This is a genomic window from Halonotius aquaticus, from assembly GCF_003605575.1.
Taxonomy (GTDB): Archaea; Halobacteriota; Halobacteria; order Halobacteriales; family Haloferacaceae; genus Halonotius; species Halonotius aquaticus.
The window spans coordinates 172,411-192,542 of sequence record NZ_QKNY01000005.1 but is presented as its reverse complement, the minus strand read 5'-3'; the positions used below and the strand labels follow the sequence as shown (position 1 = coordinate 192,542).

The 20,132-nt window shown below is 65.0% G+C and carries 24 protein-coding genes and 1 tRNA gene; 19 read left to right on the top strand and 6 right to left on the bottom strand.

Going from position 1 to position 20,132, the window contains the following annotated elements; all coding sequences use genetic code 11:
• Positions 1-44: 44 nt before the first annotated feature.
• Positions 45-533 carry a hypothetical protein gene (locus tag DM826_RS04075; protein WP_233735675.1) on the bottom strand — a complete coding sequence of 163 codons (489 nt, stop codon included), beginning with the start codon at positions 531-533 and terminating at the stop codon, positions 45-47.
• A gap of 291 nt (positions 534-824) precedes the next feature.
• Between DM826_RS04075 and DM826_RS04070 the strand changes: the two genes are divergently transcribed.
• Positions 825-1,691, top strand: coding sequence for a deoxyribonuclease IV (locus DM826_RS04070; protein WP_120101751.1), 867 nt, complete (start codon positions 825-827; stop codon positions 1,689-1,691).
• Positions 1,692-1,694: 3 nt separating this feature from the next.
• Positions 1,695-2,510: a class I SAM-dependent methyltransferase gene (locus DM826_RS04065; RefSeq protein WP_120101749.1), complete on the top strand. Its 816-nt coding sequence runs from the start codon at positions 1,695-1,697 to the stop codon at positions 2,508-2,510.
• A 3-nt stretch (positions 2,511-2,513) separates the two neighbouring features.
• Here DM826_RS04065 and DM826_RS04060 read toward each other — a convergent pair whose 3' ends face one another.
• A complete protein-coding gene (locus DM826_RS04060; protein WP_120101747.1) occupies positions 2,514-3,176 on the bottom strand; it encodes a DUF7095 family protein in 663 nt (220 codons plus the stop codon).
• A 188-nt stretch (positions 3,177-3,364) separates the two neighbouring features.
• Here DM826_RS04060 and ncsA point away from each other — a divergent pair, with 188 nt between their 5' ends.
• Positions 3,365-4,336, top strand: a complete 972-nt coding sequence (gene ncsA, locus DM826_RS04055) for a tRNA 2-thiolation protein NcsA (RefSeq protein ID WP_120101745.1) — start codon at positions 3,365-3,367, stop codon at positions 4,334-4,336.
• Between the two features lie 62 nt (positions 4,337-4,398).
• Here ncsA and ftsZ read toward each other — a convergent pair whose 3' ends face one another.
• The 3 genes from ftsZ to DM826_RS04040 form a co-directional block, all read right to left on the bottom strand.
• Entirely contained in the window at positions 4,399-5,580 is a 1,182-nt protein-coding gene (gene ftsZ, locus DM826_RS04050; protein ID WP_120101743.1) for a cell division protein FtsZ, read from the bottom strand.
• Positions 5,581-5,582: 2 nt separating this feature from the next.
• Positions 5,583-5,765 (bottom strand): ribbon-helix-helix domain-containing protein, encoded by a 183-nt coding sequence (locus tag DM826_RS04045; RefSeq protein WP_120101741.1) that lies wholly within the window; start codon positions 5,763-5,765, stop codon positions 5,583-5,585.
• A gap of 189 nt (positions 5,766-5,954) precedes the next feature.
• Entirely contained in the window at positions 5,955-6,536 is a 582-nt protein-coding gene (locus tag DM826_RS04040; protein ID WP_120101739.1) for a double zinc ribbon domain-containing protein, read from the bottom strand.
• 117 nt (positions 6,537-6,653) lie between these two features.
• Between DM826_RS04040 and DM826_RS04035 the strand changes: the two genes are divergently transcribed.
• From DM826_RS04035 to DM826_RS03995, 9 genes are all read left to right on the top strand, one after another.
• Positions 6,654-6,727: transfer RNA gene (locus DM826_RS04035), tRNA-Tyr, on the top strand.
• 262 nt (positions 6,728-6,989) lie between these two features.
• On the top strand, positions 6,990-7,598 hold the full coding sequence (locus DM826_RS04030; protein ID WP_120101737.1) for a translation initiation factor IF-2 subunit beta: 609 nt from the start codon (positions 6,990-6,992) through the stop codon (positions 7,596-7,598).
• A 60-nt stretch (positions 7,599-7,658) separates the two neighbouring features.
• Complete coding sequence (locus tag DM826_RS04025; RefSeq protein WP_120101735.1) at positions 7,659-8,303, top strand: HAD family hydrolase; 645 nt, start codon at positions 7,659-7,661, stop codon at positions 8,301-8,303.
• Positions 8,294-9,223 (top strand): adenosylcobinamide-phosphate synthase CbiB, encoded by a 930-nt coding sequence (gene cbiB, locus DM826_RS04020; RefSeq protein ID WP_205738790.1) that lies wholly within the window; start codon positions 8,294-8,296, stop codon positions 9,221-9,223. The genes DM826_RS04025 and cbiB overlap by 10 nt, the downstream gene beginning before the upstream one ends.
• On the top strand, positions 9,216-9,992 hold the full coding sequence (gene cobS, locus DM826_RS04015) for an adenosylcobinamide-GDP ribazoletransferase (protein WP_233735674.1): 777 nt from the start codon (positions 9,216-9,218) through the stop codon (positions 9,990-9,992). The genes cbiB and cobS overlap by 8 nt, the downstream gene beginning before the upstream one ends.
• Positions 9,977-10,624, top strand: a complete 648-nt coding sequence (locus DM826_RS04010; protein WP_321167529.1) for an NTP transferase domain-containing protein — start codon at positions 9,977-9,979, stop codon at positions 10,622-10,624. The genes cobS and DM826_RS04010 overlap by 16 nt, the downstream gene beginning before the upstream one ends.
• Positions 10,625-10,710: 86 nt before the next feature.
• A complete protein-coding gene (cobD, locus tag DM826_RS04005) occupies positions 10,711-11,715 on the top strand; it encodes a threonine-phosphate decarboxylase CobD (RefSeq protein WP_120101731.1) in 1,005 nt (334 codons plus the stop codon).
• Between the two features lie 56 nt (positions 11,716-11,771).
• Complete coding sequence (locus tag DM826_RS04000; RefSeq protein ID WP_120101728.1) at positions 11,772-12,464, top strand: cob(I)yrinic acid a,c-diamide adenosyltransferase; 693 nt, start codon at positions 11,772-11,774, stop codon at positions 12,462-12,464.
• A 1-nt stretch (position 12,465) separates the two neighbouring features.
• Positions 12,466-14,022, top strand: a complete 1,557-nt coding sequence (locus DM826_RS03995; RefSeq protein WP_120101726.1) for a cobyric acid synthase — start codon at positions 12,466-12,468, stop codon at positions 14,020-14,022.
• Positions 14,023-14,049: 27 nt separating this feature from the next.
• Here DM826_RS03995 and DM826_RS03990 read toward each other — a convergent pair whose 3' ends face one another.
• Complete coding sequence (locus DM826_RS03990; protein WP_120101724.1) at positions 14,050-15,198, bottom strand: MBL fold metallo-hydrolase; 1,149 nt, start codon at positions 15,196-15,198, stop codon at positions 14,050-14,052.
• A gap of 100 nt (positions 15,199-15,298) precedes the next feature.
• On the opposite strand from DM826_RS03990, the gene DM826_RS03985 reads away from it, so the two are divergent.
• From DM826_RS03985 to purL, 7 genes are all read left to right on the top strand, one after another.
• The gene (locus tag DM826_RS03985) at positions 15,299-16,033 is read left to right on the top strand and encodes a hypothetical protein (RefSeq protein WP_120101722.1); all 735 of its coding nucleotides are present in this window, start codon (positions 15,299-15,301) and stop codon (positions 16,031-16,033) included.
• Between the two features lie 66 nt (positions 16,034-16,099).
• Entirely contained in the window at positions 16,100-16,369 is a 270-nt protein-coding gene (locus tag DM826_RS03980) for an eL43 family ribosomal protein (protein WP_120101719.1), read from the top strand.
• Positions 16,370-16,371: 2 nt separating this feature from the next.
• Positions 16,372-16,506 (top strand): DNA-directed RNA polymerase subunit P, encoded by a 135-nt coding sequence (locus DM826_RS03975; protein ID WP_021040784.1) that lies wholly within the window; start codon positions 16,372-16,374, stop codon positions 16,504-16,506.
• 32 nt (positions 16,507-16,538) lie between these two features.
• Positions 16,539-16,769 (top strand): KEOPS complex subunit Pcc1, encoded by a 231-nt coding sequence (locus tag DM826_RS03970; protein WP_394338538.1) that lies wholly within the window; start codon positions 16,539-16,541, stop codon positions 16,767-16,769.
• 159 nt (positions 16,770-16,928) lie between these two features.
• Positions 16,929-17,321, top strand: a complete 393-nt coding sequence (locus DM826_RS03965; protein ID WP_120101714.1) for a prefoldin subunit beta — start codon at positions 16,929-16,931, stop codon at positions 17,319-17,321.
• The gene (locus DM826_RS03960) at positions 17,322-17,567 is read left to right on the top strand and encodes a DUF3194 domain-containing protein (protein ID WP_120101712.1); all 246 of its coding nucleotides are present in this window, start codon (positions 17,322-17,324) and stop codon (positions 17,565-17,567) included.
• Positions 17,568-17,647: 80 nt separating this feature from the next.
• A complete protein-coding gene (purL, locus tag DM826_RS03955; RefSeq protein ID WP_120101710.1) occupies positions 17,648-19,837 on the top strand; it encodes a phosphoribosylformylglycinamidine synthase subunit PurL in 2,190 nt (729 codons plus the stop codon).
• Positions 19,838-20,132: the final 295 nt, after the last annotated feature.

The window sequence follows — 20,132 nt, the reverse complement described above, 5'->3', positions numbered from 1 at the left end:
CCGAATCCAACCGAGGAGCACCGCCAAGCGACGTGGTGTGGCCACTACCACAGCGCGGATACCACACCACGCAACTGCGTCAGCCCATGACGACGAATCACTGTCGGGAGCCGTCGCCGCGCGCCATCAAGCGCATCTCGGAGGGCTGCCGTCGCGTTAGTAAAGACACCCGTTCCATGGCCGACAAGGATCCGATCGGGCGCAAACGGCTCGAACAGGGGCCGTGGCGGACGAACGCGAAGCAGCCCATAACAAGCGAGCCGCTCGTCGGCGACGGTGTAGAACGGCGCCGTCCCGAGCGCGTCAGGCACATAGAGCGTCTGGTCGCTGTCGCGGTAGGCGATCGCCTCCTCGTAGCCCGGAACCGGGTTGTAGCGGGTGAGCTGGAACCCCGAGTCGCCGATCGTTGTCGACCGCTCCAGCGGGGCCGTCAGGCGGTCGGCAGCCCGATCCAGCCACGGCGGAACCGTCACCGCAACCTCGTGGCGGGTGGCGATCGCGTCAGCATCACGGGCATGGTAGTTCGACAGCACGGCGATCCCAGCGAGCCCACCGGCGGCAGCGATGTGGTCGTCGAGGTCAGGGATATCGAGTGGGTCGAACAGCCGTGTGAGCCAGTGAACAAGTGACTCGCGCGGCGACCCGTCTCAGTAGGATGGGCGAGCCACTCGATGCCGCCGTCGAACTCGGTGACTCGTGGTGCGTCGGGCGCGCTTCGATCGTAGACCGGCATCGCCACCGTGTTGGGTAGCCCGTCTGATAGCAGTGGTGACAGCAGCCATGCTATCGAAGTCGCTTTGAGGGGGCTGGCCCAACCACGGTGCATGCACGTCGGCGCCCACGTTTCGATCTCCGGATCCCGTGTTTCCTCTGACACCGAAACCCCCGAGTACGACGATGTTCGCAACGCTGTCGACCGCCAGCGCAACTTCGGCGGCAACTGCGGACAGATATTCACCACCTCGCCGCAGGTCTGGCAACAGCCCGAGATCAGCGACGAGGCCGCGGCGGGCTTCCGTGAACTCACCGACGAGCGACTCGACGGCCCGTGGGTGATCCATGCCTCCTATCTCGTCAACCTCTGTACGCCGAAAGACGACCTCCGGCAGAAATCCCTCGACAGCATGCAGGCCGAACTCGATGCAGCCGACAAACTGGGCATCCCGTACGTCAACGCCCACCTCGGGGCCCACACCGGCGCGGGCGTCGAGGGCGGCCTTGAAAACGCTGCCAGCGTCATCGACGAGCTTGAGGTGCCCGACGACGTCCAGATCCTCATCGAGAGCGACGCCGGCAGCGGCACCAAACTCGGCGGCGAATTCGACCACCTCACAGGCATTATCGAGCGAACCGACACCGACATCGGGATCTGCATCGACACCGCCCACACGCTCGTCGCCGGCAACGACCTCACGACACCGGAAGCCGTCGACGAAACCGTCCAGCGGTTCGACGATGTCGTCGGCCTCGAACACCTCGAATACATCCACCTCAACGACTCAAAACACGACGTGGGTACCCACAAAGACGAACACGCCCTGATCGGAGAGGGCTACATCGGCGAGGACGGCATGCGCGCCATCGTCAATCATCCCGACCTCCGCGAGCTGCCGTTTGCACTCGAAACGCCGACCGAGGACGGCAAGGGCTTCGCGTGGAACATCGAGCGCGTGAAAGCGCTCCGTAACTGAGCCGTGCGCCGGTTTTCAGCCGAGTATCTCAGCCGCACCCGCGAGGGGATGTGGGCCGACTCCCAAGCCGCCCTCGCTGATCTCGATCTCTCGAACCGCGGGCGGATCCTCGATGTCGGCTGCGGCACCGGCGAGTTGACGCGCGTGTTGGCAAGCGAGCCCGCCGCCGATACCGAAGTCATCGGTGTCGACGCCGACCGCCGACTGCTCGACGTTGCCAGCGAGTCGGTTCCGGCGGTCGCTGGCGACGCGCTTCGCCTGCCGGTTGCCGACGACAGCGTCGATCTCGTCGTCTGTCAGGCCCTCCTGATCAATCTCCCCGAGCCCTCTGCCGCGCTCCGGGAGTTTGCACGCGTTTCTACGGATCTGGTCGCTGCTATCGAGCCGAACAACGCCGCCGTCAGCGTCGACTCGACGGTCGACAGCGAGGTCGACCTCGAATCCCGCGTGCGCGAAGCGTACCTCCAAGGCGTCGAGACCGATGTCGCCCTCGGCGAACAGGTCGAATCGCTGTTCGACGAGGTCGGGATCAAGCCGCTCTCGACCCGGCAGTATGACCACGAGAAACGCACCGAACCACCCTACAGCGAGGACGCCCTGCGGAGCGCGAAACGGAAAGCCAGCGGCAAGGGACTGGCTGACCACGAAACCGAACTCCGCCGCGGCGTCGACGACGAGGAAACGTATGACACGCTCCGGCGGGCGTGGCGCGAAATGGGCCGGGAAGTCATCGAGCAGATGCAAGCTGAGTCATACAAGCGCGTGGAGACGGTGCCGTTTACCGTGACTGTCGGACAGGTCGATAACGACGCCGACTGAGCATCAGATCACGTCGCCGCGCACGCTCGCACCCGTTTGTTCGGTGCGGTAGCGACTGACAGTGTCGGCGGCCTCATCTGCGATATCGGCGTCAACACCCAGCTGTTCCAGCGCGCCCGACAGCGTCGGGAACGGGAGTTCGCCGCCACGAAGTTTGTCGAGGAGGTCGTCGTCCCACTGGCCGTCGACCCAGAGACAGACGCCACGAGGATCGAGGATCTGTCCGTAGGACTCACGGTCGAGTGCGCCGCGCAGCCGCTGGGTGACGTTTTCGTCGAAACTCGCATTACAGACTTCGAGATGGATCGGCTCGTCGTCCCCCAGCAGGTGGGCGGCCAAACACTTCTCGGGGGCGGCGTGGCCGTTGTCGTTGGCGCGGATGTACTCTGGATATGTTTCGGCCCACTCGGCGTCGACGCTCTGGCCGACCCCTTTGACGCCGTGTTTGTCGTAATACTGCTCGGCTGCGTCGCTGTCGCCGCGCAGGAGGATGTCCTTCGTGAGATAGATATCGAGGCGATCGATCGGATCGAGGCCAAGGGCGACATCGCCATAGACCCAAATCTCCCGGACTGGCACCGGCATCGGCTCGGAGTCGACCGTTTCGATCAGTTCGACGACGCGGTCGATGGCGGCGTCGCGGTCGAGTGTCGCCTCGCGTGTCATTGCCGATACTGGGATCGCAGGCCACAAACCGGTTTCGACGCCGTGCGTTTGGGTGTGTTGCGGAGCGATCCGGCGTGTATGACAACCCGGTCGTGGGTCGTATGACACACTGCGTCGGTGCCGGCAAAATCGGTCGCTCGCCCCGAAGAGCGAAACGGGTATCCCAGCCGGCCGGCAACGCTCCGGTAATGGAGTGCGACAAATGCGACCGTGACGCCGTCATGCAGGCGGCGTACTCCGGCGGCCATCTCTGTGAGACGCATTTCTGCCGGTCGGTCGAGAAACGTGTCCGACGCCGGATTCGATCGGATACACTGCTCGATCCCGAGGCGACGCCAGACGATCCGGAAACGTGGGTGATCGGCCTCTCGGGTGGCAAAGACAGCGTCGTCCTCACGCACATTTTAGACGAAACCTTCGGCGAAGACCCCCGCATCGAGATGCTGGCGTTGACGATCCACGAGGGGATTGAGGGCTACCGCGACGAAAGCGTCGATGCCTGCGTCGAGTTGGCCGACGACCTGGAGATGCGCCACGAACTCGTCAGCTACGAGGAGGAGTTCGGGATCCGCATGGACGATGTCGTCGAAGACGATCCAGAAAACATGGCACCCTGCGCCTACTGTGGTGTGTTTCGACGTGATTTGCTGGAGGAGTACGCCGACGAGTACGGAGCCGACAAGCTGCTGACCGGTCACAACCTCGACGACGAGGCCCAGACGGCGCTGATGAACATTCTGGAGGGCGATGTCAAACAGATCGCCAAACACTTCGATGCGAGTATCGGCGACTTCGAGGAGCGCGCCGAGCAGGACGATTTCATCCCGCGCGCCAAGCCACTCCGAGATATCCCGGAAAAAGAGGTTGCCCTCTACGCCCAGCTCATGGAGTTGCCCGCCCACATCACCGAGTGTCCCCACGCCAGCGAGGCCTACCGCGGGGAGATCCAGGAGCTGTTGTGGAACCTCGAAGAGAATCATCCCGGGACGCGACACTCGATCATGTCCGGCTACGAGGAGCTCGCGGAGCTGGCGGCCGATCGGTATGGCGGCGACGACGAGGAAAACAAGGATCTCAGCGAGTGCGAGCAGTGTGGCTCGATGACGGGAAGCCGGATCTGCCGGAAATGCCGGCTGTTGGAATCGATTGCGGCCGTATAAGCTATCTCGTTGCGAGAGAAGTGATCGTCGCCGTCGAAAACGACCGTCGTGCTGAAAAAACGTTAGCGGATGACGTCGAGACCGTTGTTCTGGTCGACCTCTTGCTTGCCGCCGTCAGACTCCCAAGCCGCGGTGTCGGAGCCGACGTTCGCGCTGGCGTCGAACTCGGCGGGCTCGCCTTCGATGCTGGCACGTGACTGATCGGCCTGTTTCTGCGTTGTGGAGCCGAGTACCTGTGCGCTCTGGACGCCGGTCATGATCGCCATGACACGGACTTTGCCCTTGTATTCGTCCTGAATCCGGGCACCCCAGATCACGTTTGCACTCGCCTCAAGCCGTTCGGTGATGTTGTTGGCGATCCCCTCGGCCTCCTTCAGCGTGAGATCGGGGCCGCCGGTGATGTGGACGAGGCCGCCGCTCGCTCCGCGGTAATCCACATCGAGCAGTGGGTGGTTCATCGCGTCGCTGACCACCTCTTGGGTCTTGTTTTTGTCCTGGGTTTCGCCGACCAGCATGACGGCGACGCCGCCCTGATTCATGATCGTCGACATATCCGCGTAGTCGAGATTGATCAGGGATGGCTGGGTGATCGTCTCCGAGATCCCCTTGACCGTCTCGGCGATGATCTGATCCATCACCGAGAACGCCTTGCCGATCGGGAGGTTCGGGACGTAATCGAGCAGGCGGTTGTTGTCCAGGACGATGATCGAGTCAGCCGTGTTGCGGAGGCGTTCGAGGCCTTCCTCGGCTTTGACCGTCCGGGCACGCTCGACGTTGAACGGCGTCGAGACCATGCCGACGACGATCGCCCCCTGTTCTTTGGCGATATCCGAGATCACCGGAGCCGCGCCGGTACCGGTGCCGCCACCCATGCCGGCGGTCACAAAGACCAGGTCGGCGTCGCCCAGCACTTCTTTGATCGTCCCCTGGGCCATCTCGGTGGCGCGTTCGCCCATCGAGGGGTCGCCACCCGCGCCGAGGCCCTGCGTGAGGGATTTGCCGACGAGGATCTTCGTGTCGGCTTCGATCATCTTCAGGTGCTGTTTGTCGGTGTTGACAGCGACGGTTTCCGCGCCGTCGACGCCGATGTTATACAGCCGGTTGACCGTGTTGTTGCCGGCCCCGCCCGCGCCGACGATGACGATCCGTGGATCGCCGAACTCGTCGTCGTCGTCGAAGCTGGCATCCATGTCACGGTCTTCTGCTTCCGCGTTGTCGAGGGCGTCTTGTACGATATCCTGCATAGTTACACCTTCGCCCAGTTGCGTTCGCTTTTGTTTCGCCGCGGCTCTGTACTCTCGGTCTCGTTGAGCATCTCTCGGACGGCCGACCGGATCGCCTCACTCCGGTTTGGGAACTGGCCGGTCTCGACCATTTCCTCGACCTCGTCGATCTGCTGCTTTGGAATTCGTAGTGTCACACGCTCCATGGTTACATTCCCCGGTAAGACAGTCGGCGACGCCGACAGCCCCACAGCGTGCCACTGACGGGCACACTGTAAGACGATTGTCTTACGCAGTCGTAACACTATGCCGAGGGTATATAAAATTACTGGCGGATGTAAGACATTCACCTTATTGTGGCAGACACACAGCCGTACAATCGGGGTAACTGTCTGTCATTGGTTATCTAACACGTCGGCCGCGGGGGTGCGACGGCCGCAGCCGGGACAGAACGCCCAGTCCGATCGAAGCTCGTCGCCACACTCACAGAACAGCCGCCGGGAGGCCTTTTCGCCGCAGTTCGGACAGTACACGTGGTCGCTGTCGACGGCCTCGCCACACTGCCCGCAGCTGTGGGCGGCATCCGCGTCGGCTGGCGGTTCAGGCTGTGTATCGCTCTCGGCGTCGGGCGTCTTACGCTCGATGGTTTGCTCGGTGACTGTGGCCGTCTCATCGACCCCTTCAAGGGTGATATTGACCGACACATCGGTGGCGGTGTCGGTCGGTTCGCGGCAGGCCGCCAGCGCTGAATCGACGCGTTCGTCGACGAGGCGGTCGATGCGCTCGTCGATGAGGTCGTCGATCGAGTCGGTGTCGGACGTTTGCGCGGGTGTGTCCGTCGTTTGCGCGGCCGTCTCACGTTCCTGGGTGTCGAGGTACTGGCGGAGCGCCTCCCGCATCACCTCGGATTTCGAGGCGTCGAAGGCCTCTAACCGGCCAACGAGGTCATCGTCGGCGCGGAACGTGATCTTACTCATAGCCGATACGTGTGTTACACAGGGTAATCAATCTTCCCACTCTGTCAGACACCTGGCAGCCGCCGCCGCGCTCGGAACAGTAACCCTTAATTGTGCCACCGGGATACGATGGAGTGCCCGCCCTTAGCTCAGCCTGGTAGAGCAGTCGACTGTAGATCGACTTGTCCCCCGTTCAATTCGGGGAGGGCGGATTTTCCTGCGAACGTAAGTGAGCAGTGTAAACTCCGTCCCGACCCGTATTGAGCAGCGAACGACCGCAGGGAGTGAGTGAGTTCAATTCGGGGAGGGCGGATTTCCGTTCCAGTCGATTTGGTGCCGACACCGTCTGAGTCCCACAACGAAGGCAGTGATGGCTATTGCTGTCTATGGGGATCGTCTTACGCACGTAGCTCCACTTGCAATGTGTACCGCTGTCTCACAACGCATTTAGCCGACGACGACATCACCACACGTATGGACTACGAGGCGACGCTTGACCGGGCAATGGAGGAGTTGCCGGATTTCGAGGGCTCAGACGAACGGCTGGACGTGCCGGACGCCGAAGCCCAGAAAGACGGCGCGTTTACACGACTGACCAATCTGTCGGCGATCGGCGACGCACTCAATCGGGATCCCGAGCACATCCATAGTTCGATCCAGCAGGAACTCGGTACCGCCGGCCAGTACGAGGACGGCCGCGCGCGCTACAACGGCGAGTTCTCCGGGGCAGACTTCGATGCCGCCATCGACGCCTACATCGCCGAGTACGTCACCTGCTCGGAGTGTGGCCTCCCGGATACGAAACTCGTCACCGAGAACCGCACCCAGATGCTGCGCTGTGAGGCCTGTGGGGCGTTCCGTCCGGTCGCCAAACGGCAGTCGAGTTCCCAGCGCACCGACCGCCCGGATGTCGAGGAAGGCGAGACCTACGAGGTCAAGATCACCGGCACCGGCCGCAAAGGCGACGGCGTCGCCGAGAAAGGCAAATACACAATCTTCGTCCCCGGCGCGGAGGAAGGCGACGAGGTTGAGATCTACATCAAAAACATCAGCGGCACGCTCGCCTTCGCGCGCCTCGCGTAGGACACCCACAGCCCGGCTGGCACCGATGTTTTCAAGCCGCAGGTAGCACATCCATTCATCGTGACCGCCACGGCCGCCTCCGCCTTCGATCTGTTCGGCACGCTCGTCGCCATCGACGACACCCCCGAACCAGCGGCGGCCGTCGCCGATGCACTCGCCGCCCGCGGGATCACCGTCCCCGACGACTGGGCGAGTGCCTACCGCGAACCCCATAGTAACGCTGAAGAAGGAGCCGAAGTCCCACTACCGGCCCACGTCGCCGCCGCCCTCGCCAGCCGCGGGGTCGACGTGTCGGACACCACCGCCGGCCAAGCCGTCATCGACGCCTTCGATCCGGTCGTCGAGACCCGCACGGGCGCGGTCAAGGCCGTTGCCGCCGCCAGCGAGGTCGGCCCGGTCGGCCTGTTGTCGAACTGTGCGGTGCCTGAGCTAGTGGCCCGAACGCTCCGCCGATCAGCACTTGACCGCGAAGTCTTCGACGCCGTTGTTGTCAGCGTCGACTGCGGTTGGCGCAAACCCGACCCGCGGGCCTTCGAAACGGTGGCCCGCCAGCTCGATGTCGAGACCGCCGACCTCGTCGTTGTCGGCGACACGCCCGCGACCGACGGCGGGATCACCGACTGCGGCGGCGAGTTCATCGACATCGCCGAAACGTCGCTGCCCAACCTCAAAGCAAGCCTCACTGAGGGCCAGCCATGTCGCTGATGGCTGCCGGCGTCGTCCTCGCGGCTGTCGGCCTCGACCGCGTCGTCGGCGAGCCACCGGCTCGGCTGCATCCGGTCGTGTGGGTCGGTCGGCTGGTCGGCCCGCTCGATCGCTCGTGGCCCGCGCCTCGGCTTGTCGGTACTGTTGGGGCCCTCTGTCTGCCGCTGCTTGCGGCCGCGGTCGTCGCCCTCGGCGTCGGGCTCGCTGGCGACATCGAACCGCTGGCGGGTGGCGTTGTCGCCGCCCTCGTCTTGTTTTCAGCGGTGAGTCTTCGGTTGCTCTGTACGACAGCTGGCGACGTCCTTGAGCAAACGGAAACCGATATCGCGGGCGCACGCGAGGCGTTGCTCGCCTTGGCTGGTCGAGATGCCACCGACCTTTCGGCCGGTCACGTTCGGAGCGCGGCCGTCGAGAGCGCGGCCGAGAATCTCTCGGACGGCTTTGTCGCGCCGCTGGCCGGCTTCGCTGTTGGGAGCGTCGTCGCCAGCCGGTGGCTCACCCCCGTCGCGACGCTGGCGGTGGCGACAGCAGCAGCGGCGTGGATCAAGGCCGTCAACACGATGGATTCGATGGTCGGATACCGCTCGAAACCGGTCGGCTGGGCGGCCGCGCGGCTCGACGACCTCGTCATGTGGCTGCCTGCGCGGCTGACGGCACTGGCCCTCTCGGCGGCCATGCTGTCACCCGACCCGCTGCTGATGGGCCAGCGGTGGGCGCAAACGCCGGCCTCGCCGAATGCCGGCTGGCCGATGGCGACGCTGGCGGCTGGCCTCGGCGTCCGCCTCGAAAAGCCCGACCATTACACACTCAATTCGGTGGCATCGTTGCCAACGACGACCGAGGGCCACCGCGGGGTCGCCCTCGTCGGCCGGGCCGGCTGGCTCGCCGCGCTCACAACGGCGGTGATCGTCGGTGTCTGACTCACGTCCCATCGTGTCCGTCGGCCGCGCGATTCGCGGCGCGGTCGGCTTTCTCACCCGGATCCCGGTCGGCGGCAGCGAAACCGACTGGGATGCCTTCCGGCGGGCAGCCTACAGCCTCCCGGTGGTCGGCTATCTCGTCGGCAGCCTTAGTGGCGGGGTGTTTTTCCTCCCGGTGCAGCCGCCGACGCTGGTGGCGGCCTACCTCGGTGGTATCTATCTGCTGACGGGCGTCACCCACGCCGATGGGCTGGCGGATCTTGGTGATGCGTTGGCAGTTCACGGCGACGCTGATCGCATGCGGGCGGTACTGAAGGATTCGGCTACCGGTGTCGGCGGAGCCCTCCTGTTGGGCGTGACACTGCTGGTGATGACACTCGGCGTGCTGTCGTTTGCGGGCATCGGCTCGTGGCGAGCGTTCCGATTCGTCGTCGCCGCGGAAGTCGGTGCGAAACTCGGGATGGCCCTCGTCGCGTGTTACGGCCGGTCGGCTCACGACGGCCTCGGTGCCCACCTCGTCGACGAGCTTGATCACCGATCGTTTGCGTCGGCCATCCTCGTCTCGCTGCCGGCGGTCGCGGCCGCCCCCGACGGGCTGGCAGTCGCGCTGGTGGCTGCGGTGGCGACCGGTCCGGCCGTCGGGCTGGCGATACTGACATGGGGGCACCGCGAACTCGGCGGCGTGAGCGGTGACCTCCTCGGGGCGACAAACGAGGTGGGTCGGGCACTCGCACTGCACGTGGGGGTGTCGGTATGGATCCTGAGCTAAATCAGGAGCAAGCGACGACCGCGGACGAGACGCGAGCGACAACCGGACTGGTCATGTGTGGCGGCGAGGGAACGCGGCTCCGGCCAGCAGTCGGCGACACCGAAAAGCCGCTTGTCGATGTTGGCGGCGAGCCGATGATCGACCGGGTCGTGAGCGCGCTCCAGGCGAGTTCGCTCACCACGGTTGCCGCGGCAGTCTCGCCGGCGACCCCCGAGACGGCCGCCCATCTCGCCGAGGTCGACGGTGTCGAGTGTATCACCACCGCAGGCGAGGGCTACGTCGCCGACCTCGGCGAAGCAGTGGCACAACTCAAGACGCCGACAGTGACGGTCGCCGCTGACCTCCCATTGGTCACGGCCGGCCACGTCGATCGGGCAGCCGCGACCGCCGGCAGCGACTCCTTGACCGTCTGTGTGCCGGCCGCGCTCACAGCGGCCCTCGGTGTCAGCGCGGAGACAACCACCGAAGCCGATGGGGAGCCCGTCGTGCCGACCGGGCTCAACGTCGTCGGCGACGGTGCCGGCCGAACAGTGGTGTGGGTGGATGACCGACTTGCGTTCAATATCAATCGACCGGAGGATCGTCGGGCGGTCGAACGCTGGCTGGATCACACTGACCAAACGAAACTTTGAGTGAGACAAACGAAGCCTCGCTGATCCGAGTTTTGAGTACAAAATAACAAAATAATGTTTATATCACTCACGACTAATTGTCTCCTGTGGATCCAGACGCGATCGACGCCGTGACCCGTGTCCCCCACGGTGGCGAATCCGACCCAGAGCTTGTTGACTTTAGTGCCAACACAAACCCACAGACGCCCGACGGCGTCTCGGGGGTCTATGAGGCAGCCCTCTCGGCGGCCGGCCGGTATCCGACCGACGACTACTGTGAGTTCCGGGCGGCGGCCGCCGACTACATTGGCGTCACCGGCACCGAGATCATCCCGACAGCCGGCGGGTTAGCCGGCATGCGCCTGTTGTGTTCGGTCGTCATCGCCAACGGCGACAGCGTCGCCATCCCCCAACCGAGTTTCGGCGAGTACGCCCGCGAGGTTCGACTCCACGGCGGCGAGCCAACGTTTGTCCGCCACGACGAGATCACCGATATCGATCCAGCCGCCCACCGCATGGTGATCGTCTGCAACCCGAACAATCCGACCGGTGAGAGCTACGATCACGCGAGGCTGCAAGCCCTCGCCGATCGGTGTCGGTCGGCCGACACGGTGCTGTTAGTCGATGAGGCATTTCTTGATTTTACCAGCGAGCCCTCGCTTGCCGGCACCCCTGGCGTCGTCGTCGCCCGATCGCTGACGAAAATCTTCGGCCTGCCGGGGCTTCGGGCCGGCTTTCTCGTCGCTACCGGCGACCTCCGAGAGCGACTCAACGTTGCGCGACCGACGTGGGCACTGAGTACGCCCGCCGCCGCCGTCGGTACCCACTGTCTCGCCGATACCGACTTTGTCGCTGAGACACGGGAACGCGTCGACACCGAGCGCAAACGGATGCGACACCGCCTGGCCGAGCGGTTTCGGGTCTACCCCTCGGAGGCCCCGTTTCTGCTCTGTGAGACACGCGAGCCGGTCGACGAGGTGCTCACAGAAGCCCGCGAGGCAGGGCTTACCGTCCGCGATGCGACGACGTTCCGCGGACTTGACTCACATATCCGCGTCGCGGTAAAACGAGCCCACCAGAACGATCGCCTGCTTTCGGCGTTCGGTGTATAGCGGCATCCCCATCGGCTGAACACAACTGAGATACCCCTGGCGTCCAAGAAGGCTGTATGACATCCGATTCCGGAGCCGACACGCCCGGCCATCGCCAAACACCGGGTGGCGGCGTCGCCCCCGAGGCTCGGCCCATCGAGCCGGCCGCACCCGATGAGTTCGGCCTCGTGCAAGCATTCTGGGGCGACGGTAAGGGCAAGACAACTGCGGCAATGGGCATGGGGTTCCGCGCCGCCGGCCACGGCTACCGCGTCCACATGCTGCAGTTCATGAAAGGCGGTGCCGACAGCGTCGACGACGTGCGCGGGGAGTACAACGCGATCGCGGCGATGCCGGGGTTTTCCTACGAGAATACGGGCCACTACGGGTGGCACAACATGGCCGACGGGAGCCGCGAGGCCGACCACGAATCCGAGGCCGACGCCGGCTTCGAGCGCACCCAAGAACTCGTCGCCGCCGCAGCCGACGCCGATCTCACCACCCCATTTGCGCTCGATAGCGACCCCGCCGATGGCGTCCACATGTTAATTCTCGACGAGCTCCTCTATGCTGCCGACCGTGACCTCGTTGCCCCAGCGGCGGTCTGTGAGCTCATCGAGACCAAACCCGACGATCTCGAACTCGTGCTCACCGGCAGCCACGCGGAGCCGACCTATCTCACCGACCACGCCGATCTGATCTCCGAGATCAGCAAGCACAAACACCCGATCGACGCCGGTCAGCGCGCCCGCTCCGGCACCGAATACTGAGATGGCCCACACGATCCTCGTCGCCGGCACCGCCTCCCACGTCGGCAAATCGACGGTCGCGACGGGGCTCTGTCGGCTGCTGGCTGATCGCGGCATCTCGGTCGCGCCGTTCAAAGCCCAGAACATGAGCAACAACGCGCGGGCGGTGCCGCGTGCACCTGAAACGATGGACAAGGACGGCAATGGCGACGGTGACGCCTACGGCGAAATCGGTGTCTCCCAGTACGTCCAGGCCCGCGCCGCCCATGTCTCGCCGACGACCGACTGCAACCCGGTTCTGCTCAAACCCCGCGGCGAGGGCGAATCCCAACTCGTCGTCGACGGCGTCGCAGTCGGCCACTACGCGGCTGGCGACTACTACGACGACCACTGGGAAACAGCCCGCGCGGCCGCCGTCGCCGCCCACGACCGACTCGCGGCCGCCCACGATGTGATCGTCGCCGAGGGCGCGGGCTCGATCGCGGAGATCAACTTCCACGACCGCGATCTCGCCAACGTCGAAACCGCTCGCTTCGCCGATGCCGACATCGTGCTCGTCGGCGACATCGAACGCGGCGGCGTCTTCGCCTCGCTGGTCGGCACGCTGGAACTCATGCCTGACGACCTCCGCGACCAAGTCATTGGCGTCGTCATCACGAAGTTCCGCGGCGACGCCGACCTGCTGGCTCCCGGCGTCGACGCCTTCGAGGAGCGAACCGGTGTCGACGTGCTCGGCGTCATCCCCTACGACGATCCAGGGCTGCCCGCTGAGGACAGCGTCGACCTCCCAGCGACTGACGAGCGCGCCGTCCGCGGCGATGCCGACGGCGTCGACGCTGAGCAGTCAGTGACGATTGCCGTTCCGCGACTCCCACGCGTTTCGAATTTCACTGATCTCGAACCGCTGGCCGCCGAGCCGGGGGTTCGGATCGCCTACGTCCCCCTTGACGCATCGCTCGCCGACGCCGACGCGGTCGTGATCCCCGGCACAAAAAACACGGTCGACGATCTGCTGGCGATCCGTGAGGCCGGTTTCGACGACGAACTCCGGGCGTTCGACGGCCCCATTGTCGGCCTCTGTGGCGGCTATCAACTCCTCGGCGAACGACTCCGCGGTGTCGACACCGAAGCCAGCAGCGCGGCGGCGACGGAGTTGGCGTCGACGACGCTGCCGGCTGTTGGACTCTTACCCGTTGAAACGACGTTTACGCCGGAGAAACGGGTTGTTGACACCACGTTCGAACTCGACGGGGCGGGCCCGCTTGCGGGCGCGAGCGGATCGGTGTCAGGCTATGAGATCCACATGGGGACAACCGAGGCGACGGCGGCTGTCGAGCGGCCGTTCGCCCGCGACGGCGACGCGAGTGCCGCACTCGGTGCGAGCGCGGGCGACGTGTTGGGCTGTTACCTCCACGGGCTGTTCGAAACCGGAACGGCAAGAGATGCGTTCGTCGAGCGAGTGTTCGAGGCAGCCGGCCGCGAGCGACCGACGGGAGCGACACCTGAGCCGTCACCGTACGCCCGGGCCGCCGCGCTGGTGGCCGACAACTGTTCGCTTGATTTCCTCGATCTCGACTGATCCCACGCCGGCCGCGACCAACTGATCTCAGTCGGCGTCGATCTCGGCGGCACACCGGTTCGGGCCGAGTTCGAGTTCGATAGCTGCCTGCTCGTCGTCAGCGGTCTCACGGCCGCTGTTGATCCCGATGATTTCCTCGTAGTTCGGCGGCTTTTCGGGCAGCGTCGCGGTAACGCGATCGATGAAGCTCTCGCGGTCGGCCTGCAGCACGTCGAGCCCCGTCCGGAGGGTGCCGACTGTCGTATCCACCGGCTCGCCGTGGGTGATCGGTGTGGTTCCGTCGCTGGCGACCGAGAAGTGGCCGGGCAGGACGTTCACCGAGTCGGGTTCGGCCAACAGCGTGCGGTGCAGCGAGTCATACAGCAGCTCCGCGCCGGTCGTCGCCTCGCCGTCGCCGAACTGGAGTTCGGTTCGCCCGACGCTGTCGACGAAGATCGTATCGCCCGTGACGACGGCCTCATCGCCAAGCAGATAGCTCACCATCTCGGAGGTGTGGCCGGGTGTCGAGAGTGCCTTGATCGGGAGATCGCCGACATGGACGACTTCGTTGGCCGAAAGCGGCTCGTAGTCGTAGGCGACGCTGCGGTCGGCGGCATCCGCGCCGAGGTAGTAGGGGACGCCACGTTCGTCGGCAAGTTGGCGGCCGCCGGAGATGTGGTCGGCGTGGACGTGGGTATCGAAGACGGCGACGATCTCGCTGTCGACGGCGTCGGCTGCGGCGCGGAACTCATCGGTGTGCCGTGTCGCGTCGATGACCGCGGCCGCGCCGTCGCGTTCGACGACATAGCCCAGACAGCCTTTCGCGCGGCGTTGGAGTTGGACGACGGTGAAATCCTCGTAGGCGATGGTGACGTGGTCGTAGACCGCGCTCCAGGCTTCCATCCCGCCTTCGACGACGGCGACATCCTCGTAGCCGGCCGCCGTCAGATCGTCGGCGAGCGCGTCCGAGGTTTGGCCCTTGGCACACATCGTGACGATCGTGTCCTCGGGGGTGAGACCGGTTTCGGCCTCGAACTCGGCGCGGTCGAACGCCTGAAAGGCGTTGTAGCGGTACTGGATCGCGCCGGGCACCCGCCACGCCACGAACCCCTCGTCGGATCGGGTGTCGACGACCGTCAGCGACTCGCCGGCGTCGAGGCGATCACGGAACGTCTCGGCGGAGATCGACTGTCCCATACCTGTCTCTCGGCGGGCGCGACGAAAAGTCTCCCGTCGGTTCGCCACCGCGCTCGAATCCTGTCGATGACGCTAAGGCCGCCCCGTCCGGACACCCGGTGTGAGCGTTCTCTCCTTGCTCCGGCTTCACACCGCCGCGGATTTCGCCGACTGGTACCGGATCGGCGCGGAATACGTCGACGGCGTCGCCGACGAGATGGGGTTCGACACCGCCGAGTTCGTCGACTACCAGGCCGGCGTTGAGGCGATGCGGAACGGGCGGCCACCGGCGTCGGTTTCGCCCGCGGTTCGGCGATCGATTGCGGCCGACCTGCTGGCTGATGCCGTCTTCTCCGAGCCGTTCTGTGAGTGGCTGCCGCTGTGGTATGAGGTGAGCCTCCTGGGGCCGGTACGATACTGTGAGTACCGACTGCGACAGGTCGCCGACCCGTACTGTCGTGGGCTGTCCGTCTCGGTGCCGCGATTCAGTCGACCAGCCAACGCCCTTGTTGACGGCCGACCGGCGCCGACCCACCTCACAGGATTCCGCGAGCGGTTCGTGCTCGCGGATGCGATCCTCCATCTCAAATGGTTCGTCCACGTTGCCCGTGAGTCCGGGATTGTGGTGCCACAGGAGTTGGTTGACCGCACCCGCAAGGAGAGCCTCGCGTGCTACACCGGTCACCGGGAGTCGCTGTCGCCGCGAGTACGTCGGTTTCAGGCTGCGTTGTTCGCCGACGACGCGTGGGTTCGGGAGATCGATGCGGCCTACGGGCTCGACAGCACGCTGTTTGGGCTGTGGGAACGGCTGCTGCGTGCGGAACGAGAGCGACTCGAAGCGGCGACACAGCGCTAGCGGCGGCAGGGGCCTTCGGGCCGACTCAACAGCTTTTTATTCGCGCTGGCGGTATCGTGTTGCACTATGGCTGAGGACAAAGCACGATCCACCGGCAGTGCCGGCCGATTTGGTGCCCGGTACGGGCGTGTCTCCCGCAAACGAGTCAAGGAAATCGAAGCAGGAATGCAGGACGCCGAGGTCGACGGCGACGATGTCACCCGCGTCGGCACCGGCATCTGGGTCAACGAGGAAACCGGCGAGAAGTTCACCGGCGGTGCCTACAAGCCCCAGACCCCCGGCGGCCAGCAGGCAACTCGTTCGATCCGCGCCGCCCTCGCCGAAGACGAGGAGTAAGAATGAGCTACAAGTGCTCGCGCTGTAAACGCGACGTAACGCTCGATGAGTACGGCGGCGTTCGCTGTCCGTACTGCGGGCACCGCGTCCTCCTGAAGGAACGCGGCGGCGGCATCAAGGAAGTCGACGTCCACTGACGGCGGTCGTGTCACAGCTTCATTCTACGCAGTTGCGTTTTGAGTATCCGACAGCGACAGCCGCACAGCGGGTCGAACGCAGCATCGCTGTCGAGGTCGGTGAACTCGACGAGGATCGCTCGACAGTGAGCGTCGACCGCGACGCGGCTATCCTCACCGTCGAGATCAGCGCGACCGACCGCGTCGCGCTTCGCGCCGGGATCAACAGTTGGTGTCGCTACGTGGCGACCGCCGAAACGGTCGCCGACGACATACTGGCCTGATCGGCACGCCACAGTGGCCACGCGGAGATAACTGCCCAGAATGCCACCGCTGTCGAGAGCCGACACCGGTTAGATTCGACACGATCCCGACGCCGTCTGTCGATCAGACGGCCGTCGGAATTGCATGGCTTTTTCCATGTGGCGACCATCCAGTGGGGTATGCAGGGTAACCTACCGCCGGAAGCGCAGGACAAACTCGAAACGCTGCAGGATCTTCAAGAGACCGCCCAGGAGGTCTCCGAGCAGAAACAGCAGACCGAGTCCACACTGACCGAGACCAAGGCCGCACTCGACGCCCTCGACGACGTTGACGACGACGCGACGATGTACCGCGAGGTCGGCGAACTCCTCATCGAGACCGACTACGCGTCGGCATCCGACAAACTCGAAGAGAAAGTCGAGGATCTCGAAGTCCGCGCCGAACAGCTCGACAAACAGGAGACGAAAGTCCAAGAGAAATTCGAGAGCCTGCAGGACGAGCTCCAGCAGATGCTCGGCGGCGCGGGTGGCGCGGGCGGCCCGGCCGGTCCGGGCGGCGCCGGCGGCGCGTAAATGAGTACGGAACCGGACGACGAAACGGTCGTCACCACCGCTGCGGAGGCCGCCGAGGGGCTGATCCTCTCGCGGTTTGCGAACTCCGCGATCACGGATCTCGATATCACCGTCACCTTCGAGGATGGCGTGTTGGATCTCGATATCTACCTGAACACGGTCGACGATGCCGAAGCCGACCCCGAGGCGGTCGCCGACGCGGCGATCGATGCCGCCGAGGACGCGGTCGACGAGCTCTTCGAGTAAATCGACACTGCAGCCCCATTTTTGCGACCGCATCCCGAACATGAAAAGAGATTAAGCCGGCGGTTCGAAAGGGAGGCCAAATGAGTCTCCTGGAGTCCGACCGCGAGTTGATCACCGCCGAGCTCGGCCGTGAGCCGACGCCCGCCGAGGCGAATCTCTTCGAAAATCTCTGGAGCGAGCACTGCGCCTATCGCTCCTCGCGGCCCCTGCTTGGGGCCTTTGACAGCGAGGGGAGCCAAGTCGTCATCGGCCCCGGCGACGACGCCGCCGTCATCGCTGTCCCCGAACCCGACGCCGCCGACACGCCCGCAAGCGAGCGCACACGCGACGACTACAGCGAGACCTACATCACGCTGGGTATCGAGAGCCACAACCACCCGAGCTACGTCGATCCCTACGACGGCGCGGCCACCGGCGTCGGCGGCATCGTCCGCGATACGCTGTCGATGGGCGCGTATCCGATCGCGCTGGCCGACAGCCTCTATTTCGGCTCCTTCGACCGCGAACACTCTCAGTATCTTTTCGAAGGTGTTGTCGAGGGGATTAGCGACTACGGCAACTCCATCGGCGTCCCGACGGTCGCCGGCAGCGTCGATTTCCACGCCGACTACGTCGGCAACCCACTGGTCAACGTTGCTTGCGTCGGCCTGACCGACGAGGAACGCGTCGTGACCGCCGAAGCTCAACAGGCCGGCAACAAGCTGGTTCTCTTTGGCAACGCCACCGGCCGCGACGGCCTCGGCGGCGCGTCGTTTGCCAGCGAAGATCTCGACGAGGACGCCGAAACCGAGGATCGCCCAGCCGTCCAGGTCGGCGACCCCTACAGCGAAAAACTGCTCATCGAAGCCAGCGAGACGCTGATCGACGAAAACCTGGTTCAGTCGGCCCGCGACCTCGGGGCGGCCGGCCTCGGTGGGGCGTCCTCCGAACTCGTCGCTAAGGGCGGCTTCGGCGCGGACATCGCGTTGGATCGCGTCCACCAACGGGAACCCAACATGAACGCGCTGGAAATCCTCTTGGCAGAATCCCAAGAGCGGATGTGCTACGAGGTCGCCCCCGAGGATGTCGACCGCGTGGCGGAGATCGCCGACCGGTTCGACCTTGGCTGCTCGGTGATCGGCGAGGTCAGCGAGGGCAACTACACCTGTACGTTCGACGGCGAGGTCGTCGTCGATGTCGACCCCGAATTCCTCGCGGAGGGCGCGCCGATGAACGACCTCGACAGCGTGGCTCCCGAACCCGCCGAGCACGACCTGCCGGACGCCGATCTCGACGCGGCAATCGAGGCCGTCATTGCGAACCCCAACACCGCCTCCAAGCGGTGGGTCTATCGGCAGTACGACCACGAGGTCGGCCTCCGAACTGCGATGAAGCCCGGTGACGACGCGGCGATCATGGCGGTTCGGGAGACGAGCGGCGACGCCGACGACACAACGGGTGCGGGAACCGGTCTCGCCATCTCGTCGGGCGCGAATCCGAACTGGACGACAGCCGACCCTTACGGCGGCGCACGAGCAGTCGCCCTCGAAAACGCGACCAACATCGCCGCCAAAGGGGCAGTCCCGCTGGCCGCGGTCGACTGTCTCAACGGCGGCAACCCCGAGAAACCCGACGTGTACGGCGGCTTCAAGGGCATCGTCGACGGTCTCGCGGAGATGTGTGCCGACCTCTCGACACCGGTGGTCGGCGGCAATGTCTCGCTGTACAACGATTCCGAAGCGGGACCGATCCCACCGACGCCGACGCTGGCGATGGTCGGCACGAAAGCCGGCTACGACGCCCCGCCGGCCGCGCTCAGCGGTGAAGGCGAACTACTGCTCGTCGGCGACGCTGGCGATGCCCTCGGTGGCTCCGAATATCTCAACGCCGTCGGCGGTAGCGACGCCTTCCCCGAACTGCCCGAAAACCCCGCCGACCTCGTCGCCACGATCGCCGAGGTCGCCCGCGACGAGTCAACGCTGGCGACCCACGACGTGAGTCACGGCGGGCTGGCGGTCACGCTGGCGGAGTTGCTGACGGCCGACGCCGGTGCCGATGTAGCCGTCGACGACGCGGTCGCGCTGTTCGACGAAACGCCCGGCCGGGTCGTCATCGAGACGACCGATCCCGAGAGCGTGCGCGAAGCGTTCGATGGCGTCGCCGCGGTCGAATCGCTCGGCGAAGCGACCGCTGATGGTGAGTTGTCGTTGACGGTCGGCGACGAAACGGTCGAACTCGAATCGGAGGCGGTCGCCGACCTGCGAGATGTGATCCCCGAGACGCTGGAGTAAATGGCTGTGGCAGTCGGCTCGACCGGCTGCTGACGGGAGAACATTCGCGGACAGAGTGCCGCAAACTGCTGTCTGTAAACGGAGCTAGTGCTGTCGCTCGCGGTAGTAGGGTTGAAGCGCGAGGGTGTCGGTATCCTACGTCGACACCCTGTTGCTTCACCACAGTCGAGGCGACAGCCGGTAAAGACCCTGTTGGTGTGGCCGGTGGGACGGAAGCCGACATGCTTTTAGGAGATCCTAAAGTAGTGTGACAGCAAGAACGGAGCCACCACGCCACCGGCGACCTCGTCGCTGG